The organism is Sinorhizobium sp. Y406, from assembly GCF_058732025.1.
In genome coordinates this window covers 1,238,773-1,252,858 of sequence record NZ_CM178975.1, presented here as the reverse complement: position 1 = coordinate 1,252,858, position 14,086 = coordinate 1,238,773, and the positions used below count along the sequence as shown (strand labels likewise).

14 protein-coding genes and 1 pseudogene are annotated in these 14,086 nt (G+C 60.4%); 9 read left to right on the top strand and 6 right to left on the bottom strand.

The genetic code is table 11. The features are described 5' to 3' along the window. The first annotated feature begins 72 nt into the window (after nucleotides 1-72). The 6 genes from AC4P1R_RS22720 to AC4P1R_RS22695 all read left to right on the top strand — a co-directional run bounded on the left by AC4P1R_RS22720 (nucleotide 73) and on the right by AC4P1R_RS22695 (nucleotide 6,191). Complete coding sequence (locus AC4P1R_RS22720) at nucleotides 73-1,209, top strand: extracellular solute-binding protein (RefSeq protein ID WP_492177929.1); 1,137 nt, start codon at nucleotides 73-75, stop codon at nucleotides 1,207-1,209. 116 nt (nucleotides 1,210-1,325) lie between these two features. Continuing rightward, on the top strand, nucleotides 1,326-2,171 hold the full coding sequence (locus AC4P1R_RS22715; protein ID WP_492177928.1) for an ABC transporter permease: 846 nt from the start codon (nucleotides 1,326-1,328) through the stop codon (nucleotides 2,169-2,171). Beyond that, nucleotides 2,168-3,004 (top strand): ABC transporter permease, encoded by an 837-nt coding sequence (locus AC4P1R_RS22710; RefSeq protein ID WP_492177927.1) that lies wholly within the window; start codon nucleotides 2,168-2,170, stop codon nucleotides 3,002-3,004. Before AC4P1R_RS22715 ends, AC4P1R_RS22710 begins: the two co-directional genes overlap by 4 nt. Beyond that, entirely contained in the window at nucleotides 3,001-4,095 is a 1,095-nt protein-coding gene (locus tag AC4P1R_RS22705; protein WP_225191617.1) for an ABC transporter ATP-binding protein, read from the top strand. The genes AC4P1R_RS22710 and AC4P1R_RS22705 overlap by 4 nt, the downstream gene beginning before the upstream one ends. Nucleotides 4,096-4,260: 165 nt before the next feature. Continuing rightward, nucleotides 4,261-5,316 (top strand): GlxA family transcriptional regulator, encoded by a 1,056-nt coding sequence (locus tag AC4P1R_RS22700; protein WP_492177926.1) that lies wholly within the window; start codon nucleotides 4,261-4,263, stop codon nucleotides 5,314-5,316. Nucleotides 5,317-5,756: 440 nt separating this feature from the next. Next, the gene (locus AC4P1R_RS22695; protein WP_492178823.1) at nucleotides 5,757-6,191 is read left to right on the top strand and encodes a VOC family protein; all 435 of its coding nucleotides are present in this window, start codon (nucleotides 5,757-5,759) and stop codon (nucleotides 6,189-6,191) included. Nucleotides 6,192-6,281: 90 nt separating this feature from the next. Here the strand turns inward: AC4P1R_RS22695 and AC4P1R_RS22690 are convergent, their stop codons facing one another. From AC4P1R_RS22690 to AC4P1R_RS22680, 3 genes and pseudogenes are all read right to left on the bottom strand, one after another. Beyond that, nucleotides 6,282-7,154 (bottom strand): alpha/beta fold hydrolase, encoded by an 873-nt coding sequence (locus tag AC4P1R_RS22690; RefSeq protein ID WP_069456461.1) that lies wholly within the window; start codon nucleotides 7,152-7,154, stop codon nucleotides 6,282-6,284. After that, on the bottom strand, nucleotides 7,151-7,732 hold the full coding sequence (locus AC4P1R_RS22685) for a glutathione S-transferase N-terminal domain-containing protein (RefSeq protein WP_151612593.1): 582 nt from the start codon (nucleotides 7,730-7,732) through the stop codon (nucleotides 7,151-7,153). Before AC4P1R_RS22685 ends, AC4P1R_RS22690 begins: the two co-directional genes overlap by 4 nt. 94 nt (nucleotides 7,733-7,826) lie before the next feature. After that, nucleotides 7,827-7,984 (bottom strand): annotated as a pseudogene (locus AC4P1R_RS22680) (Y-family DNA polymerase); the annotation flags it as partial. Nucleotides 7,985-8,293: 309 nt separating this feature from the next. On the opposite strand from AC4P1R_RS22680, the gene AC4P1R_RS22675 reads away from it, so the two are divergent. Then, entirely contained in the window at nucleotides 8,294-8,665 is a 372-nt protein-coding gene (locus tag AC4P1R_RS22675) for an ArsR/SmtB family transcription factor (protein WP_207543999.1), read from the top strand. Between the two features lie 645 nt (nucleotides 8,666-9,310). On the opposite strand, the gene AC4P1R_RS22670 is transcribed toward AC4P1R_RS22675, so the two are convergent. From AC4P1R_RS22670 to AC4P1R_RS22660, 3 genes are all read right to left on the bottom strand, one after another. Continuing rightward, the gene (locus AC4P1R_RS22670; RefSeq protein WP_069456458.1) at nucleotides 9,311-9,667 is read right to left on the bottom strand and encodes a type II toxin-antitoxin system HicB family antitoxin; all 357 of its coding nucleotides are present in this window, start codon (nucleotides 9,665-9,667) and stop codon (nucleotides 9,311-9,313) included. Next, complete coding sequence (locus AC4P1R_RS22665; RefSeq protein WP_069456457.1) at nucleotides 9,664-9,918, bottom strand: type II toxin-antitoxin system HicA family toxin; 255 nt, start codon at nucleotides 9,916-9,918, stop codon at nucleotides 9,664-9,666. Before AC4P1R_RS22665 ends, AC4P1R_RS22670 begins: the two co-directional genes overlap by 4 nt. A gap of 207 nt (nucleotides 9,919-10,125) precedes the next feature. Next, the gene (locus AC4P1R_RS22660; RefSeq protein WP_151612591.1) at nucleotides 10,126-11,025 is read right to left on the bottom strand and encodes a LysR family transcriptional regulator; all 900 of its coding nucleotides are present in this window, start codon (nucleotides 11,023-11,025) and stop codon (nucleotides 10,126-10,128) included. A 190-nt stretch (nucleotides 11,026-11,215) separates the two neighbouring features. Here AC4P1R_RS22660 and AC4P1R_RS22655 point away from each other — a divergent pair, with 190 nt between their 5' ends. Together AC4P1R_RS22655 and AC4P1R_RS22650 are read left to right on the top strand one after the other, a co-directional pair. After that, nucleotides 11,216-11,938, top strand: a complete 723-nt coding sequence (locus tag AC4P1R_RS22655) for an isochorismatase family protein (RefSeq protein WP_151612589.1) — start codon at nucleotides 11,216-11,218, stop codon at nucleotides 11,936-11,938. Between the two features lie 57 nt (nucleotides 11,939-11,995). Beyond that, nucleotides 11,996-14,077 (top strand): hydantoinase/oxoprolinase family protein, encoded by a 2,082-nt coding sequence (locus AC4P1R_RS22650; RefSeq protein ID WP_492177925.1) that lies wholly within the window; start codon nucleotides 11,996-11,998, stop codon nucleotides 14,075-14,077. The last annotated feature ends 9 nt before the right edge of the window (nucleotides 14,078-14,086 follow it).

The window sequence follows — 14,086 nt, the reverse complement described above, 5'->3', positions numbered from 1 at the left end:
TAACTACAATTAATTTTTCAAATGGGTTCGCCTTCCATACCCTTTCGGCAATAACAACGAAAGGGGAATGCGATGACCCACAAGGGCACTTCGGCAGGGCGTCCGACGCGACGCGAATTTTTAAAGAGTGCAACCGTTGTCGGCGGTGGGCTTTTGGCAACGCCGTATCTCGGCAGGCTTGCCTTCGCCGCACCGGTCGAGCTCAACATGCTCGCTTGGTATGGACACTCCGAGCCCGATGTTGTTGCCGAATTCGAGGCTGAAAACAACGTCAAGTTCAAGCCGAAATACTATACCGGCGGCGACAACATGCTGGGGCTCATCGCGCAGTCACCTCCCGGCACCTTCGATGTCATCCTTTCCGACGCCGAATATGTGCAGCAGCTCAATGCTGCCGGCTACATCGAGGAGCTCGATCCGAAGGATTATGACTTCGACGACTATTTCCCCGAATTCCAGCAATTCGCCGGCCATTGGCAGGACGGCAAGCTCTATTCGGTGCTCACCCGCTTCGGCTTTCTGGGTGTCGCCTATAACACCGAGGCGCTGACCGAAAAGGAAGCCTCTACGTACAACGTCTATTGGGCCGAGAAGCTGAAGGGCAAGGTTGGGCACTTCGACTGGCACCTGCCCAATCTCGGCCAGATCGGCCTGCTCGGAGGCAACGCCTCGCCCTACGACATCGATGAGACGGCCTGGGGCAAGCTGCAGGAGAAAGTGACGACGCTGCGTCCGCAGATTGGCGGCTTCTTCGACTATGGCGGCACCTTCTCGTCGCTGCAGAACGGTCAGATGCTGGCCATGGCCGGCATCGGCGACTGGATCACCGGTACGCTGGAGAAGAACGGCGCCAAGGTACGCAGCGTCATCCCCGAAGAGGGTGGCCTGCAGTGGACCGAATCCTTCTCGATCGGCAAGGGCTCGACCAAAGCGGAGCTCGCCAGAAAATGGATCCAGTACATCACCTCGGCTCAAGGCCAGGTGAAGTCTGCGAACATGGCGGCCTATCCGGCGCTAATCCCAAACCAGAAGGGGTGGGAATTGTTGGCGAAGGAAACGCCGGAGGAAGCCAAGCGCCAGGGTATGATGCTCAGTGAGAGCAACGTCATGGACCTGATCCGCAACGGCCGCATCAAGTACCGGCAGTTACCGGTTCAGCAGAGCCTCGAGGATTGGAACGACTTCTGGTCGGAATACAAGGGCTCTTGAGCGGCGCGCCGAAAGGCTTGCATGCCGCAACCGTTTGCGGGCGCCCATCCGGTCATTCCGACAATCAATTCAGCGCGGGCTGGGCCGCGCGCTCGTGTGAGCATGGAACCGACACGATGCGGAAATCGATCACTCTCTACGGATTGACCTTCTCGCTGCCGATGCTGGTCTGGCAGGTGATGTTCTTCCTCGCGCCGCTGCTGTTCCTGATCGCGCTCAGCTTCTGGACGGTCAAGAATTTCCGCATGGAACCGGACTTCGACACCGTCAACTGGGTCAGGATGCTCGGCCGCGGCGTCTTCTGGGATGCCTACCTGCGCACCTTCGCACTGGCCACATCGGCAGCCGTCATCTCCAGCGCGCTGGCCTTTCCCTGCGCCTATGCGATCGCCTTCAAGCTTTCGGATACCGCGCGGCGCTGGGCCATCTTCCTGATGGTCATCCCCTTCTTCACCAGCTATCTGGTGCGTGTCTATTCCTGGCAGATCTTCCTGTCCGATAACGGCATCATCAACGCCCTGTTCGCCCGGGTCGGGCTCGGGTCGTTCGGGATGCTCAATTCGGTGTTCGGGACGATGGTCGGCTATCTGACTCTGAGTTTCCCGCTGGTCGTGCTCCTGCAACTGTTCAGCCTGATCTTCGTTGACAGGACGCTGATCGAGGCGGCGCACAACCTGCGCTGCGGGCGCGTGCGCACCGTCTTCGAGGTCATCGTGCCGTCGGCCAAGATCGGCCTCGTCATCGCCGCTCTGTTCTGCTTCATCCTGACCTTCGGCGACTTCGTCAGCCCCCTCTACCTGGGCGGCGGCGACCCGCCGACGCTTTCCATCCTGATCACCGACACCACCAAATCGGGTCAGCAATGGCCGCGGGCGGCAGTGATTGCCCTCACGATGATCGCAACGCTGCTCGCGGTCGCCTTCGCTGCGGTGAGCTATGCCTACAAGGAGAGCGGACAATGAGTGGCTTCAACCGCAACCGCCTGATCGACTGGGCACTGAGGTTCTACGTGTTGCTGGCCTTCGCCTTCATCTTTGCGCCGATCGCCGCAAGCTTCGTCTTCTCCTTCAACGTCGACCGTTTCCCCTCGCTTCCGCTCGGCGGCTTCTCGACCATTTGGTACGAGACCGTGGCCGCCGATCCGCTTGTCTGGGAAGGGCTGCGCAACACGCTGACGGCCGGTCTGGTAGTGTCGGTGTTGGCGACGGCCATCGGCTTCGGCGCCGCCTATACCGACTTTCGCTACAAATTCTTCGGCAAGACCTTCTACGTGGCGCTGGCGCTGCTACCGCCAACCATCCCGGTGGTCATCCTGGGTCTTGCGATGCTCGCCTTCCTTTCCAACATCAGCCTGTCGGGCGCCATCCATTCGGTCATTATCGCCCATGTGGTGATGTGCGCCCCTTTCGCCATGGCCATCGTGCGGCTGCGGCTTTCGCAGATGGATCCTTCTCTGGAGGCAGCGGCATGGAACCTCGGCGCGTCTGAATGGATGGCGATGCGCCACGTCATCATACCCTTCTGCCGGCCGGCGATCTTTGCGGCGTTGTTCATCACCATGGCAGTGTCCTTCGACGAGTTCGCCGTCGCCTGGTTCGTCTCGGGCCTCAATGAGACGCTGCCCGTCAAGGTGCTCGGTTTCCTGCAGGGGCAGGTCAGTCCACGCATCAATGTCATCGGCACCTTTGTCTTCATCGCCTCGATGACGCTGGTGGTGCTTGCTCAGACCCTCCTCATGAAACGCAGCGGTGCGCCCAAGGCGGCCGCCGACCTAGCCGGAGTACAGGTGTCATGACCGACAAGGCTCTCGTTGTCTTCGACTGTGTCGTCAAACGGTTCGGCAGTTTCGTTGCCGTCGAGAAGACCGATTTCGAAATCCGCAAGGGCGAGTTCCTCGCCATCATGGGCTCCAGCGGTTGCGGCAAGACCACGACGCTGCGCATGCTGGCCGGCCTCGAAGCGCCGAGCGAAGGCGAGATCCGTCTCGCCGGAAAGCGCATCAACGACCTGCCGACCTGGCGACGCGATACGCCGATGGTGTGGCAAAGTCTCGCGCTGTTCCCGTTCCTGACCGTGCGCGAGAACGTCGAGTTCAGCCTTCGCATGCGCGGCGTGGACAAGGCCGGGCGCCGCAAGCGCGTCGACAAGTGGCTGGAGCGGATGCAGATCACCGAATTCGCCGACCGCAATGTGGCGCATCTTTCGGGCGGCCAGCGCCAGCGCGTCGCGCTCGCCCGCTCGCTGGTGACGGAGCCGGAAATCCTGCTCCTCGACGAGCCGTTGTCGGCGCTCGACGCGCATCTCAAGGTACGCATGCAAACGGTACTTTCCAACCTCCAGCGGGAGCTCGGCATCACCTTCGTTTATGTCACGCACAGCCAATCGGAAGCTTTCTCGATGGCCGACCGCGTCGTCATCATGAGCCGTGGGCGGATCGAGCAGATCGGCAACCCGCAGGAAATCTATCGCGCCCCGCGCACCAGATTCGTCGCAGAATTCCTGGGCTCGTCCAACATCTTCGCCGGCAGCGTGTCAGGCGTTAACGGCAGGACGGCGAAGATCGCGACGCCCGCCGGCGAATTCATCGTCGCGCCCGACATGGTCAAGCCCCTCGCCAAGGGGGAAAGGGCGACCTTCGTGGTCTCGGGCGACCGGGTGCATCTCGGCTGTGAGCCACCGGCCGATGGATACAACGGCATAGAAGCCTCGGTGGTGGGTGAGGAGTTCGTCGGTGCCACGGCGGTAATTCATCTCGAAGGCACAGGGCGCATCGAGATCAAGGCCCAGAAGAGCCACGACGAACTCGAGCACCTCAATTTGTCGCCGGGTGCCAAGATCTGGGTGTCTTGGCGTCCCGAGGCCGCGCACATTCTGCCGTGCGAATAGATTTGCGCCTGCGCGTGCGGTCCTGCCGGCCGGCAGCGCAAACACAGTCAGAGCGGAAATTCATTGGCCGCCTCAGTGGTCTCGCGACATGTCTCGGCCTGCGCGCCGGCTACCTATCCTTATTCACGTTCGCCCGCCACCACATAAGTAGAAGGGCCAGAAAAAATGGAACGTTCGGTTCAATCGTTGTCATCGGAGGCCGTCCCCCGGCCGCGTCGGCTGAGAATCGGCTTCGTCCTCGCGCGATCCTTCACGCTGTCAGCTTTCGCCCTGTTCGTCGACACCCTGCGCCTGGCAAGCGACCAGCTCGACCGATCAGGCCGGGTGCTCGCGGATTGGCAGGTGCTCGGCAGCACCAGGCACCTGATCACCTCGAGCTGCGGCGTTCAGGTTGCCCCCACTTCGGACTTCGTCGATCCTCGTCAATTCGATTATATTGCAGTCGTCGGAGGCCTGCTTACCGTCGAGCAGCCAGTTGACCATGAAACCATTCGGTTTCTCAAACTCACCGCTTCCAAAGGGGTGCCCTTGCTCGGTCTGTGCACCGGTTCTTTCATTCTCGCCGAAGCCGGCCTGATGAAAGGACACGAGACCTGTGTGAGCTGGCTTCACTTTCATGAGTTCCGCGAACGTTTTCCCGATCATGACGTGCGGCCGGACCGGCTGTTCAACCTGGAGCGCAAGCGCGGCTCGTGTGCAGGGGGAAGCAGTGCCGCCGACCTCGCCGCCGCACTCGTGAGACGACATATCAGCCGGGATGCCGAGCGAAATGCGCTCGAAGTGCTGCAGATCGAAAAGGCCCGTTCCCAGTTCGACATCCAGACGCGACAGCCGCTTTGCGAGCACTTCAACGACTCCCGTGTCGCGGCCGCGCTGATCACCATGGAGCAGCATCTTGAAGGCGGGATTACCATTGATGGGCTTGCCGCCTCGGTCGGGCTCTCGAGACGCCAACTGGAGCGGCTGTTCACCGAAAAGGCGCGGATGTCGCCCGCGCTGGCGTTCCGTCGCCTCCGGTTGGACCGGGCGAGGCAGATTCTGCTGACGAGCAAGAAGCCGATCATCGAGGTTGCGCTCGATGTCGGCTTTGTGAACACGTCCCACTTTACCAAGGAGTTTCGGCGCACCTACGGCACGACGCCCGCAGAAATCCGAGATTCCGCAGCACGCAATCGAGAAGCGCCCGGAGAGACCGCTCTATACGAGATGCGTTCCATCTAAGTCGTCTTCTTGATTGCCATGCAGTGCGCATTGGCATTGTTGTGTGTGCCGAGTATGAACGGCAGCCCTGCTGTAGGGTATAGCTGGCAACCAACCGGAGGAAGCGGCAGCGGCGCTCTGAAAATGCGGCGTCGTGGCCGACCATATGCATCATCCGCCTGTTGGGGGGCTGGCGCGACAATGATGTGCTTCCATCAAGGCAGGCCGGGCTGTTCGCGGTGGCTCTCATTCGCAGTCCTTGGGGATTCGTGCCTGCGCGGCGGCCCGAGGCGTCTCAGGCAAATGTCAAGATAACCGGCTTGAAGGATCTCGTGGCTGTTCTCGCCGACCGGTGAAGGGACCGGCTCGTTCCGAGCCCAAGAAAAATCTGCTTCCAACACTAGGCTGGCAGTGAGTCAATGCTGCGACATGGCATAGCTCGATCGGATGGAGGAATGATCATGAAGGCACGGATATCTGTCCTGACGCTTGGCGTCGCCGACCTGGAACGGTCGCTTGCGTTCTATCGCGACGGTCTGAACCTGCCCACGCAAGGGATCGTCGGCCGCGAATTCGAGCATGGCGCCGTGGCGTTTTTCGATCTCGCGAGCGGCATGAAACTGGCAATCTGGGCGAAGGACGACCTGGCGCATGACAGCGGCTTGCCGAAGGCCCCATCCAGCGCGACGTCGTTCTCGATCGGCCATAATGTCTCCCGCCGAAGCGAAGTGGACGAGGTCATGGAAGAGGCAGCCGGTGCCGGCGCGCGGATCGTAAAACCTGCCGAAAAGACATTCTATGGTGGATATGCCGGATATTTCACCGATCCAGACGGGCATCTGTGGGAGGTCGTGTGGAACCCGGCCAATCTGCCGCCCGAAGGCTTGGGTGATTGATCGGCCCTACGACAAGCTCGACCTCGCGCTTGTCCGGTGGCGGGACCCGAACGCCGTCATAAAAGTCGGCACGATTCGATATCTCCACCCTCACTTGGTCTTGTCTCGCTTGAAGGGACTTCGTTCCCCGACTTGTTCGTCGATAGCAGAAATGATCTCTTCCCAATCTCCGGGATGAATTTCATGGCCGCCACCTTCGATCTTCATGAAGTTCGCATTCGCTACCGCTCGCGCGAGGGCCTCCCCGTGTTCAACTGGAAAAACCGGATCGGCCGTGCCATGAACGACGAGAAGGGGCACTTTTATTTGGTTCAGGCGGCCCTGCCACCTCTCGCCGACCTCAAAGAGGATGCTGTGGTTGGTGGCGCTGAGATAGCCTCCGGACCGGTCGAAATCCCGTTCGATGAAGGCGCGGGTCCCGGCTTCGTCGAACGGATGCGCCGTCCCGGCAGTCAGGCGCGCGTCCTCGACCAGGTACGCGACCGCGTCTGCCCGGTCCGACCAGTCCGCCTCCACGGACATATGTTCCATCCAAGCCTCGCCGCTGGCCGGAAGGTCGGACGTGTTCACTCCCACCGGCGACGTGCTCACCGCCGTCAGGGAAAGCATGCGTTGCGGACTCTTCAGCGCAGCGACTTGGCCCACCATGCCGCCCAGGGAAAAGCCGACGATATGGGCTTTCGAAATCCCGTAGCCGTCGAGAACGCGGAAAACGTCATCGACGGCGTCGTCGAAGGTGTAGCCCGGCTGACCGGGGGGATATTTCGTCGAAAGACCGGAATCACGCTGGTCATAGCGGATGACGAACCGGCCCCGCTCGGCAAGCCGATGACAGAATTCGTCTGGCCACCACAGCATGGACGCCATTCCGCCCATGATGAGAAGTAGCGGTGGATGGGTTGGATTGCCGAAGTTCTGCGTCGCGAGCTCGACCCCATCAGTGCGAATGACTAGCTCACTCATGCGAGGCCCTCGCGGCGCAGCGCCGCTTGCACCGCAGGCCGCTGTTCGATCCGTGCGATGTAATCGCCAAACGGTTCGGGCAGAGGGAACCCGAGTTGCGCCGCACCCCACGCCAATTGGAAGAGATAGGCATCCGCAACCGTAAAGGTCTCTCCGAAAAGGTAACCCCGATCCAATCGGCCCGCGAGGAACCCAAACCAGTGCAATATTTGCTGGCCGGTCAGCCCCCTGACTTCCTCCGGAAGCGACAAGTAGGTGGGAAAGCGCTTGTGAATCTCGGTCGCGATGAGGCTCAGCATCTCGAGCAGGCGGTACCGACCCAGTTGACCATGCGGCGCGAGCTCCGGTGCGCGATCGGCGATCAATGCCAGGATCGCGACATTCTCGGTCAGTACCTCACCATCGTCGAACATAAGGGCAGGCACATAGCCCGTCGGGTTGATGTCCGTGTAACGGCCGCCGCCTTCAATCTGTTTAGTCTCGAGGTCGACCTTGACCAAGTCGAACTGAATTCCAGCCTCCAGCATCGCGATATGGTCGGCCAAGCTGGTGAAACCGGGCGCTGAGTAGAGCTTCATCGATCCGACTCCTTCGCTAATGATTGCAAACTACAACTGGTTGCAAAATAGATAGATCGCTTCGACAATGCAAGCGGTTTTGGAAGGACGACGAATGGTGTCACCGAAGGGATCGCCGAATGAACACCGAACTTCCGTGCCTCGTAGCTGGGGCCGCCACGACACCACGGGCCGCAGGATGACCGACGGCACCGGCAGGCCCCTGAGTTCCGGATTGTCGCGCTGTTCGACGGACGCGTAGAAGGCATCCATGTCCACGTGAACGATCTTGCGCGGCCGCTCGCTGCCTTCGTCGGTTGTCGTAGCCTAGCTTCCATCAGGACTACTTATATCGCCCAGACAAGGGAAGTGCGCGCCGCATTTGTCACCCTCCGGCGTCTGCATGCGCTCGCAGCCCATTGCCATGCGGAGTTAGCGGAGACCAGTAGATGCGAGGCGGTCTGATGGAGGAGGAATGGAAATCACTGCGGGGCCTGCTTCCCTCCAAATCCCGCCACCATCTGGCAGCGATGTCGCTTCAACCTCTTGACATGTGTCTGAATGTGCACATATGCATATATCATGACGCAGAATTCCACCGCACCCGATAGCTCCTGCATTTCTCGCCAAGCTGCGGCCGACAGAGTTGCCGGCATCCTTGATGCGCAGTTCTTCCGCGCCCTGTGCGAACCTGTCCGTATCGAGATTATATTGGTCCTCATCCGGAAGGGTCGATCGGATGTCGGTGCCATTGCTGAAGAGCTTCCGCAAGACCGCTCGGTGATCTCGCGGCACCTTCAAGTGCTCGAACGCGGGGGGATCGTGTGCGCCAGTCAGGAAGGGCGGCATGTGTTCTATGAACTTGACGCTCTCGCCAGCATCCAGCGCTTTGAGGCAATCCTGGGCCAGCTCAAGGCTGTGCTGCCGCTATGTTGCCCGGCCGAGCCGCGATAGGTCGATTGAATTTTACCATAAATATGCATAAGGACGCATGGATGCACGTAATAATCATTGTTCTGGCGCAGACACGGATCGCAAGCGCCATGCTGATCACCGCAATAACTCTCGTTGGCTGCGTAAGCTCAGGCATTCCAATCGCTTCTGGCCAGTTGGCGGTGCATCCCTACCGCACCGATCCGTCTTGCCGCCGCGTGGAGCCGCTCTGGAAGTTCGACGCCCGATGTGACCACCCTGTGGTCGGGATCAGAAATTTCTACGCCCCCTTTCCATTCTGAAGAACGCTTACCGCGACGTTCCCCGCAAAAGAGGCACATTTCGAATGACGACTGTTCCAAGTCTGATGCACTGGTCAATGGAGCAGGGCAGGCGGGCCTTGCGGCCGCCTTGGCACCTACACGGGTGAAACGGCTCTTTACGAGATGCGCTCCATCTAAATAGTCTTCTTCTTCTTGATTGCTTCCCGGGTTCCATGCTTGTGCAGAGTACAAATGGCAGCCTTCCGTTGGCGGCGGAGTCAGCTGGCGTTCTCGTTCTGTGCTGCGAAAGTCGCATATGTATCGAATGGAACGCCAGTTCATCAGTTCATCGGAGTCGCCGGTGAGCGATATCGTGAACGGTTCTACGATGGCCGCAACGGTACTACGCTGACAGGCGTGCCTCGGAAAAGTGGTCGGCGGCTTTTTCCAGCACCTCTTCTGCCCACTGGTTGAGACTCTTTCCCGAAAGCTCAGCGGCGAGAGCTGCTCGGCGATGGACTTCGGGAGCGACACGAAACATCATCTTCCCAGAATAGGGTCGTTGAGGCTCTTTGCCGATTTTGTTGCAGGTCTCGAGGTAGTCATCGACTGCCTCTTGGAAGGCTTTCTTGAGTTCAGCGACGCTGTCACCGTGAAAGCCGATTACATCGGAGATACCTGCAATCTTGCCGAAAAACACTTCGTCCTCAGCGTCGTATTCGATGCGAGCGTGATAGCCGTTGTAGGTCATGGTGTTCATGGGGTTACTCCAATCTGCATCAGGAACTCGCGAGCATCGCGCACCTGATAGCGCTTTGCTTCCTTGTCCGGATGAGGTCGATGGAAGCTCGCAATGATGCCGTCCTTTTCAAACTTAACGCGGGAACCGTTTCCCTCGATTACGTTCGCTCCGACAGCTACAAGCAGGTTCTCTATAGCGGCCCATTCAATGGTTCCCGAGACCGGGTCCTTGAATACGGCCGCGAGGGTCTTTCTCTGCTTGCTGTTCATGCTAGCAAATATAAAGACGCTTGCTGATTATGCAAGCACAAAATCGTCAGCTGGATGGCGAACGAAGGTTCCTTCCCAAGATCGGAGAAGTCGCCGTGGCGGGGCAAATAATCACGGCCGACAATTCGCGCCCCTTCAAGGCGAGCGTCCTTCGTTGGACGGCGGTCTCCATTTCAACCTGCTGGCGCTGAATCTGCGGCCGTTCTCTCAGATGCGCGGCGGCAGGTTCTTGGCAATGTCGACGAAATGACGGACCGACTTCGCCCGGTTGGAACGCTTCCACACAAGAATTGTCTGGATGCGGAAATCGGGATGCATGATCGGCCGCACCTCGACGTTGCGACCGAGGAAGCCGATCAGGCTTTCCGGGTAGACCGTGACGCCGAGACCTGCGGCTACCAGCCCCAGCAACGCTAGGGTGTTCGAGGCCTCAAGCGTGATGTTGAGCGGCACGCCTTCGGCAGAGAACATCTCGTTGAGCCGCCAGCGATAAGCTTCCCACTCGATCATGTCGCCGAGGATGAGGTTGTAGTCGGCGAGGTCTGCCGGCCTGATCTCGGGTCTGTGGAGCAGCGCATGATTCCGCGGAGTAACAACGTAGAGCGGGTCCGAGGTGAGCAGCAGACTGTGAAAGTCGGTATGGTCGAACGGCCCGATCATATAGCCGACGTCGACCTCGTCATCGGCCAGGGCAAGCTTCTGCCCCTGTGTGCGGATGTAGCGAAGGTTCACCTCAACATGTGGATAGGCGTTGCGGAAGCGCAGCACCGCATTTGGCATCAGTTCGGTCGCGGCGAACGCCATGTAGGCAACGCGCAGCTCACCGGTCTTGCCTTCGGCAACCAGGCGGGCAGCCTTCACCGAACGAGCATAATCGTGCATCAGCCGGGCGTTCTCCTCGTAGAAGCGGCGGCCAGCCGGCGTTAGCGACACTTCTCGCGTGCTGCGCTCAAAGAGAGCGAAACCCAGGAGATGCTCCAGCTTCTGGATGCGGCGGGTAAGCGCCGACTGATCGACATTCAGCCGTTCAGCGCTGCGGCGGAAGTTCAGTTCCTCTGCAACTATTAGGAAGGATTGGGTGAGCTCAAGTCCGGCTTCGAGATCCATGGCCAAGCAATCTCAGGGTTTTGGTCGTTTTTATATTGATGCATAGCGCGCAACAATAATTGGCGAAAGACCATTTCCGAATTTCTCGGCTGAACGGCATTCTCGCTCGTAGATAACCGGAACCGAAAACGGCAGACGGTCATCGAAACCGGATCAGGCGGCCAGCGCCGCGTAGTCGAGAGGAAACCTCATGAGCAATGTCGACAACAAAGAACTTGACCGAATGCTGAAGCAGGCGTTCGACGCTTCCACCAAGATCTACCAGGAGCGCGGCTTCCAGCGGCGGGTCGGCTTCGGCAGCCGTCCCGCGCTGGTCAGCGTCGATCTCGCCAATGCGTGGACCCGGCCCGGCAACCCGTTCACCTGCGACCAGGAGGCGATGGACAAGGAGATCATCCCGGGCATGCAGCGGCTGCTCAAGGCCTGCCGCGACAATGGTCACCCGGTGATCCATGTCACCACCGCCTATGAAATCACCGACCGCGACGCCAGTTTCACCGACATGGGCCTCTGGCACTGCAAGATCCCGATCGACGTGGTCAACCTCAAGGACAAGGAGCTGTGGGCGATCGACTCGCGCATCGCTCCGGTCGAAGGCGAATATACGCTTCTGAAGAAGCGCGCGAGTTCGTTTCATGGAACCGGCCTCGCCGGCATCCTGCGTGCGGCCGGCGTCGACACCATCCTTGTGACAGGCGTGACCGCGACGGCCTGCGTGCGCACTACCATCTGCGACGGCCTTGCCGACGGCTTCCGTACGATCGCCGTACGTGAGTGCATTGGCGACCGCGTACCGGGTGCCGTCGCCTGGAACCTCTACGACATCGACGCAAAGTTCGCCGATGTCCACAGCGTCGATGAATGCGTGCAGTACCTCAACACCGTCAAAGCCACCCTCGCGGCGGCCGAGTGACCTAGAAGCGTGCGCGCCCGCCAGCGGCGCGCACATTCACATACAGGGAGGAAAATCATGGCCCGTATCGGCGTAGACGTCGGAGGAACGAATACCGATCTGGTGCTCGAATGCGCCAAAGGCGTGTTCTATCACAAGGTTCCAACCACGCTGAAGAATCAGTCTATCGGCGTGGTCGAAGGCGTGAAGCACATTTGCGAGCTGGCCGGCATTGGCGCGTCCGATGTCGATCTCATCGTGCATGGCACGACCACCGCAACGAACATTACTATCGAGCATAATGGCGCCGAAACCGGCATGCTGACGACGCGCGGTTTCCGCGACATCTTGCATATCGGGCGTCACAAGCGCCCGTATAATTTTTCGCTGCACTTCACGGTGCCGTGGCAGAGTCAACCGCTGGTGAAGCGGCGCAACCGCATCGCGGTTAGTGAGCGTATTGTCCCGCCAAACGGCGAGGTCGAAACCGCGCTCGACGAGGGCGAAGTGCGTGCGGCCGCCCGCCTCTTCAAGAGGCGCGGCATCCGTTCGATCGTTGTCGGCTTTATGTTCTCCTTCCTTAACGACGCACATGAGCGCCGGGCCAAGGAGATCATTCTCGAGGAGATGCCCGACGCCTACGTGACGCTGTCGAGCGAGGTTGCCAATGTGATGCGCGAATACGAGCGCTTCTCGACGGCGGCGATGAACAGCTATGTCGGGCCCAAGACCGCCTTTTACCTGCGCGACCTGGAATCCAAGCTGCGCGAGGCGGGCGTATCGGCCAAGCTGCGCATCATGCAGTCGAACGGCGGCGTCTCAACGGTCGAATCCTGCGCGGCGCGCCCGATCAGGATTCTGATGTCGGGCCCGGCGGGCGGCGTTATCGGCGGCGCTTCCGAGGGCGAAATGGCTGGTGAGAGGAACATCATTACTGTCGACATAGGCGGTACTTCGGCCGACATCAGCACCATTCCCGACGGTCGTTTGAAGATCATGAACCCGCGCGATACCTACGTGTCGGGACATCCCGTGCTGACCCCGATGATCGATCTGGTGACGATCGGTGCCGGCGGCGGTTCGGTTGCCTATATCGACGAGGCGGGTGCCTTCAATGTCGGGCCGCGCTCGGCGGGCTCTGAGCCGGGACCTGCCTGCTACGGCCGCGGCGGCACCGAGCCAACGGTGACCGACGCGCAGATCGTGCTCGGCCGCCTCGACCCTGACCTCGTGCTTGGCGGTGATCTCAAGCTTGATCCTGCGCTCTCGCACAAGGCTATCGAGGAGAAGATTGCCAAGCCGCTCGGCATGTCGGTCAAGGACGCAGCACTCGGCATTCTCAAGATCATCAACTCGAACATGGCGCTCGCCATCCGATCCAATTCGGTGGCCCGCGGCATCGATCCCCGAGAGTTCTCTATCCTGCCCTTCGGGGGGGCCGGCCCGCTGCATGGCGTGGCCCTTGCCGAGGCTGTCTACGCCAAGGATGTCATCGTGCCCGTGGCGCCCGGCATCACCGCGGCCGTCGGCCTGCTTAAGACCGACCTGCAATATGAGCACACCGAAGCGGTCATCGTTGAACTCAATGCGGCGACCGACAGCCAACTCGCCCGCATCAATCATGCCGCCAGCCGCCTGCGCGAGCGGGTCATGGCCGAGCTCGACGACGATGGCATTCCGCGCGAGCGCCAGCATGTCGAAGTCGTCGCCGAGTGCCGCTACCACGGCCAGGGCTTCGAACTGCGCGCCACCATGCCGGACGGCCCGATGACCCAAGCCAACAAGGCTGCGGTAGTCACCAGCTTCCACGACCAGCACCAGCTCGACTACGGCTACAGCTACCGCGACGCGGAGGTGGAACTGATCACCCTGCGTGTCATCGGCAAGGCTTCGGTCGACCGGTTGCATGTGCCGAAGCTCAGGCCGACAGACGGCTTGGATATCGATCGGGCTCTCAAGTTCGTGCGGTCGACCACATTCGATGATGGCAGCACGCTGGAGACGCCGCGCTATGACAAGGCGAAGCTTCTTGCCGGCGACCTGGTTCCCGGACCAGCGATCATTGTCCAGCATGATTCAACCACGCTCGTGCCCCCTGGCTACGTCGCCCAGGTGCTCGACTACGGCAACATGCGCGTCCACCGCGCCGGCGTTGCCTGATCAGGGAGG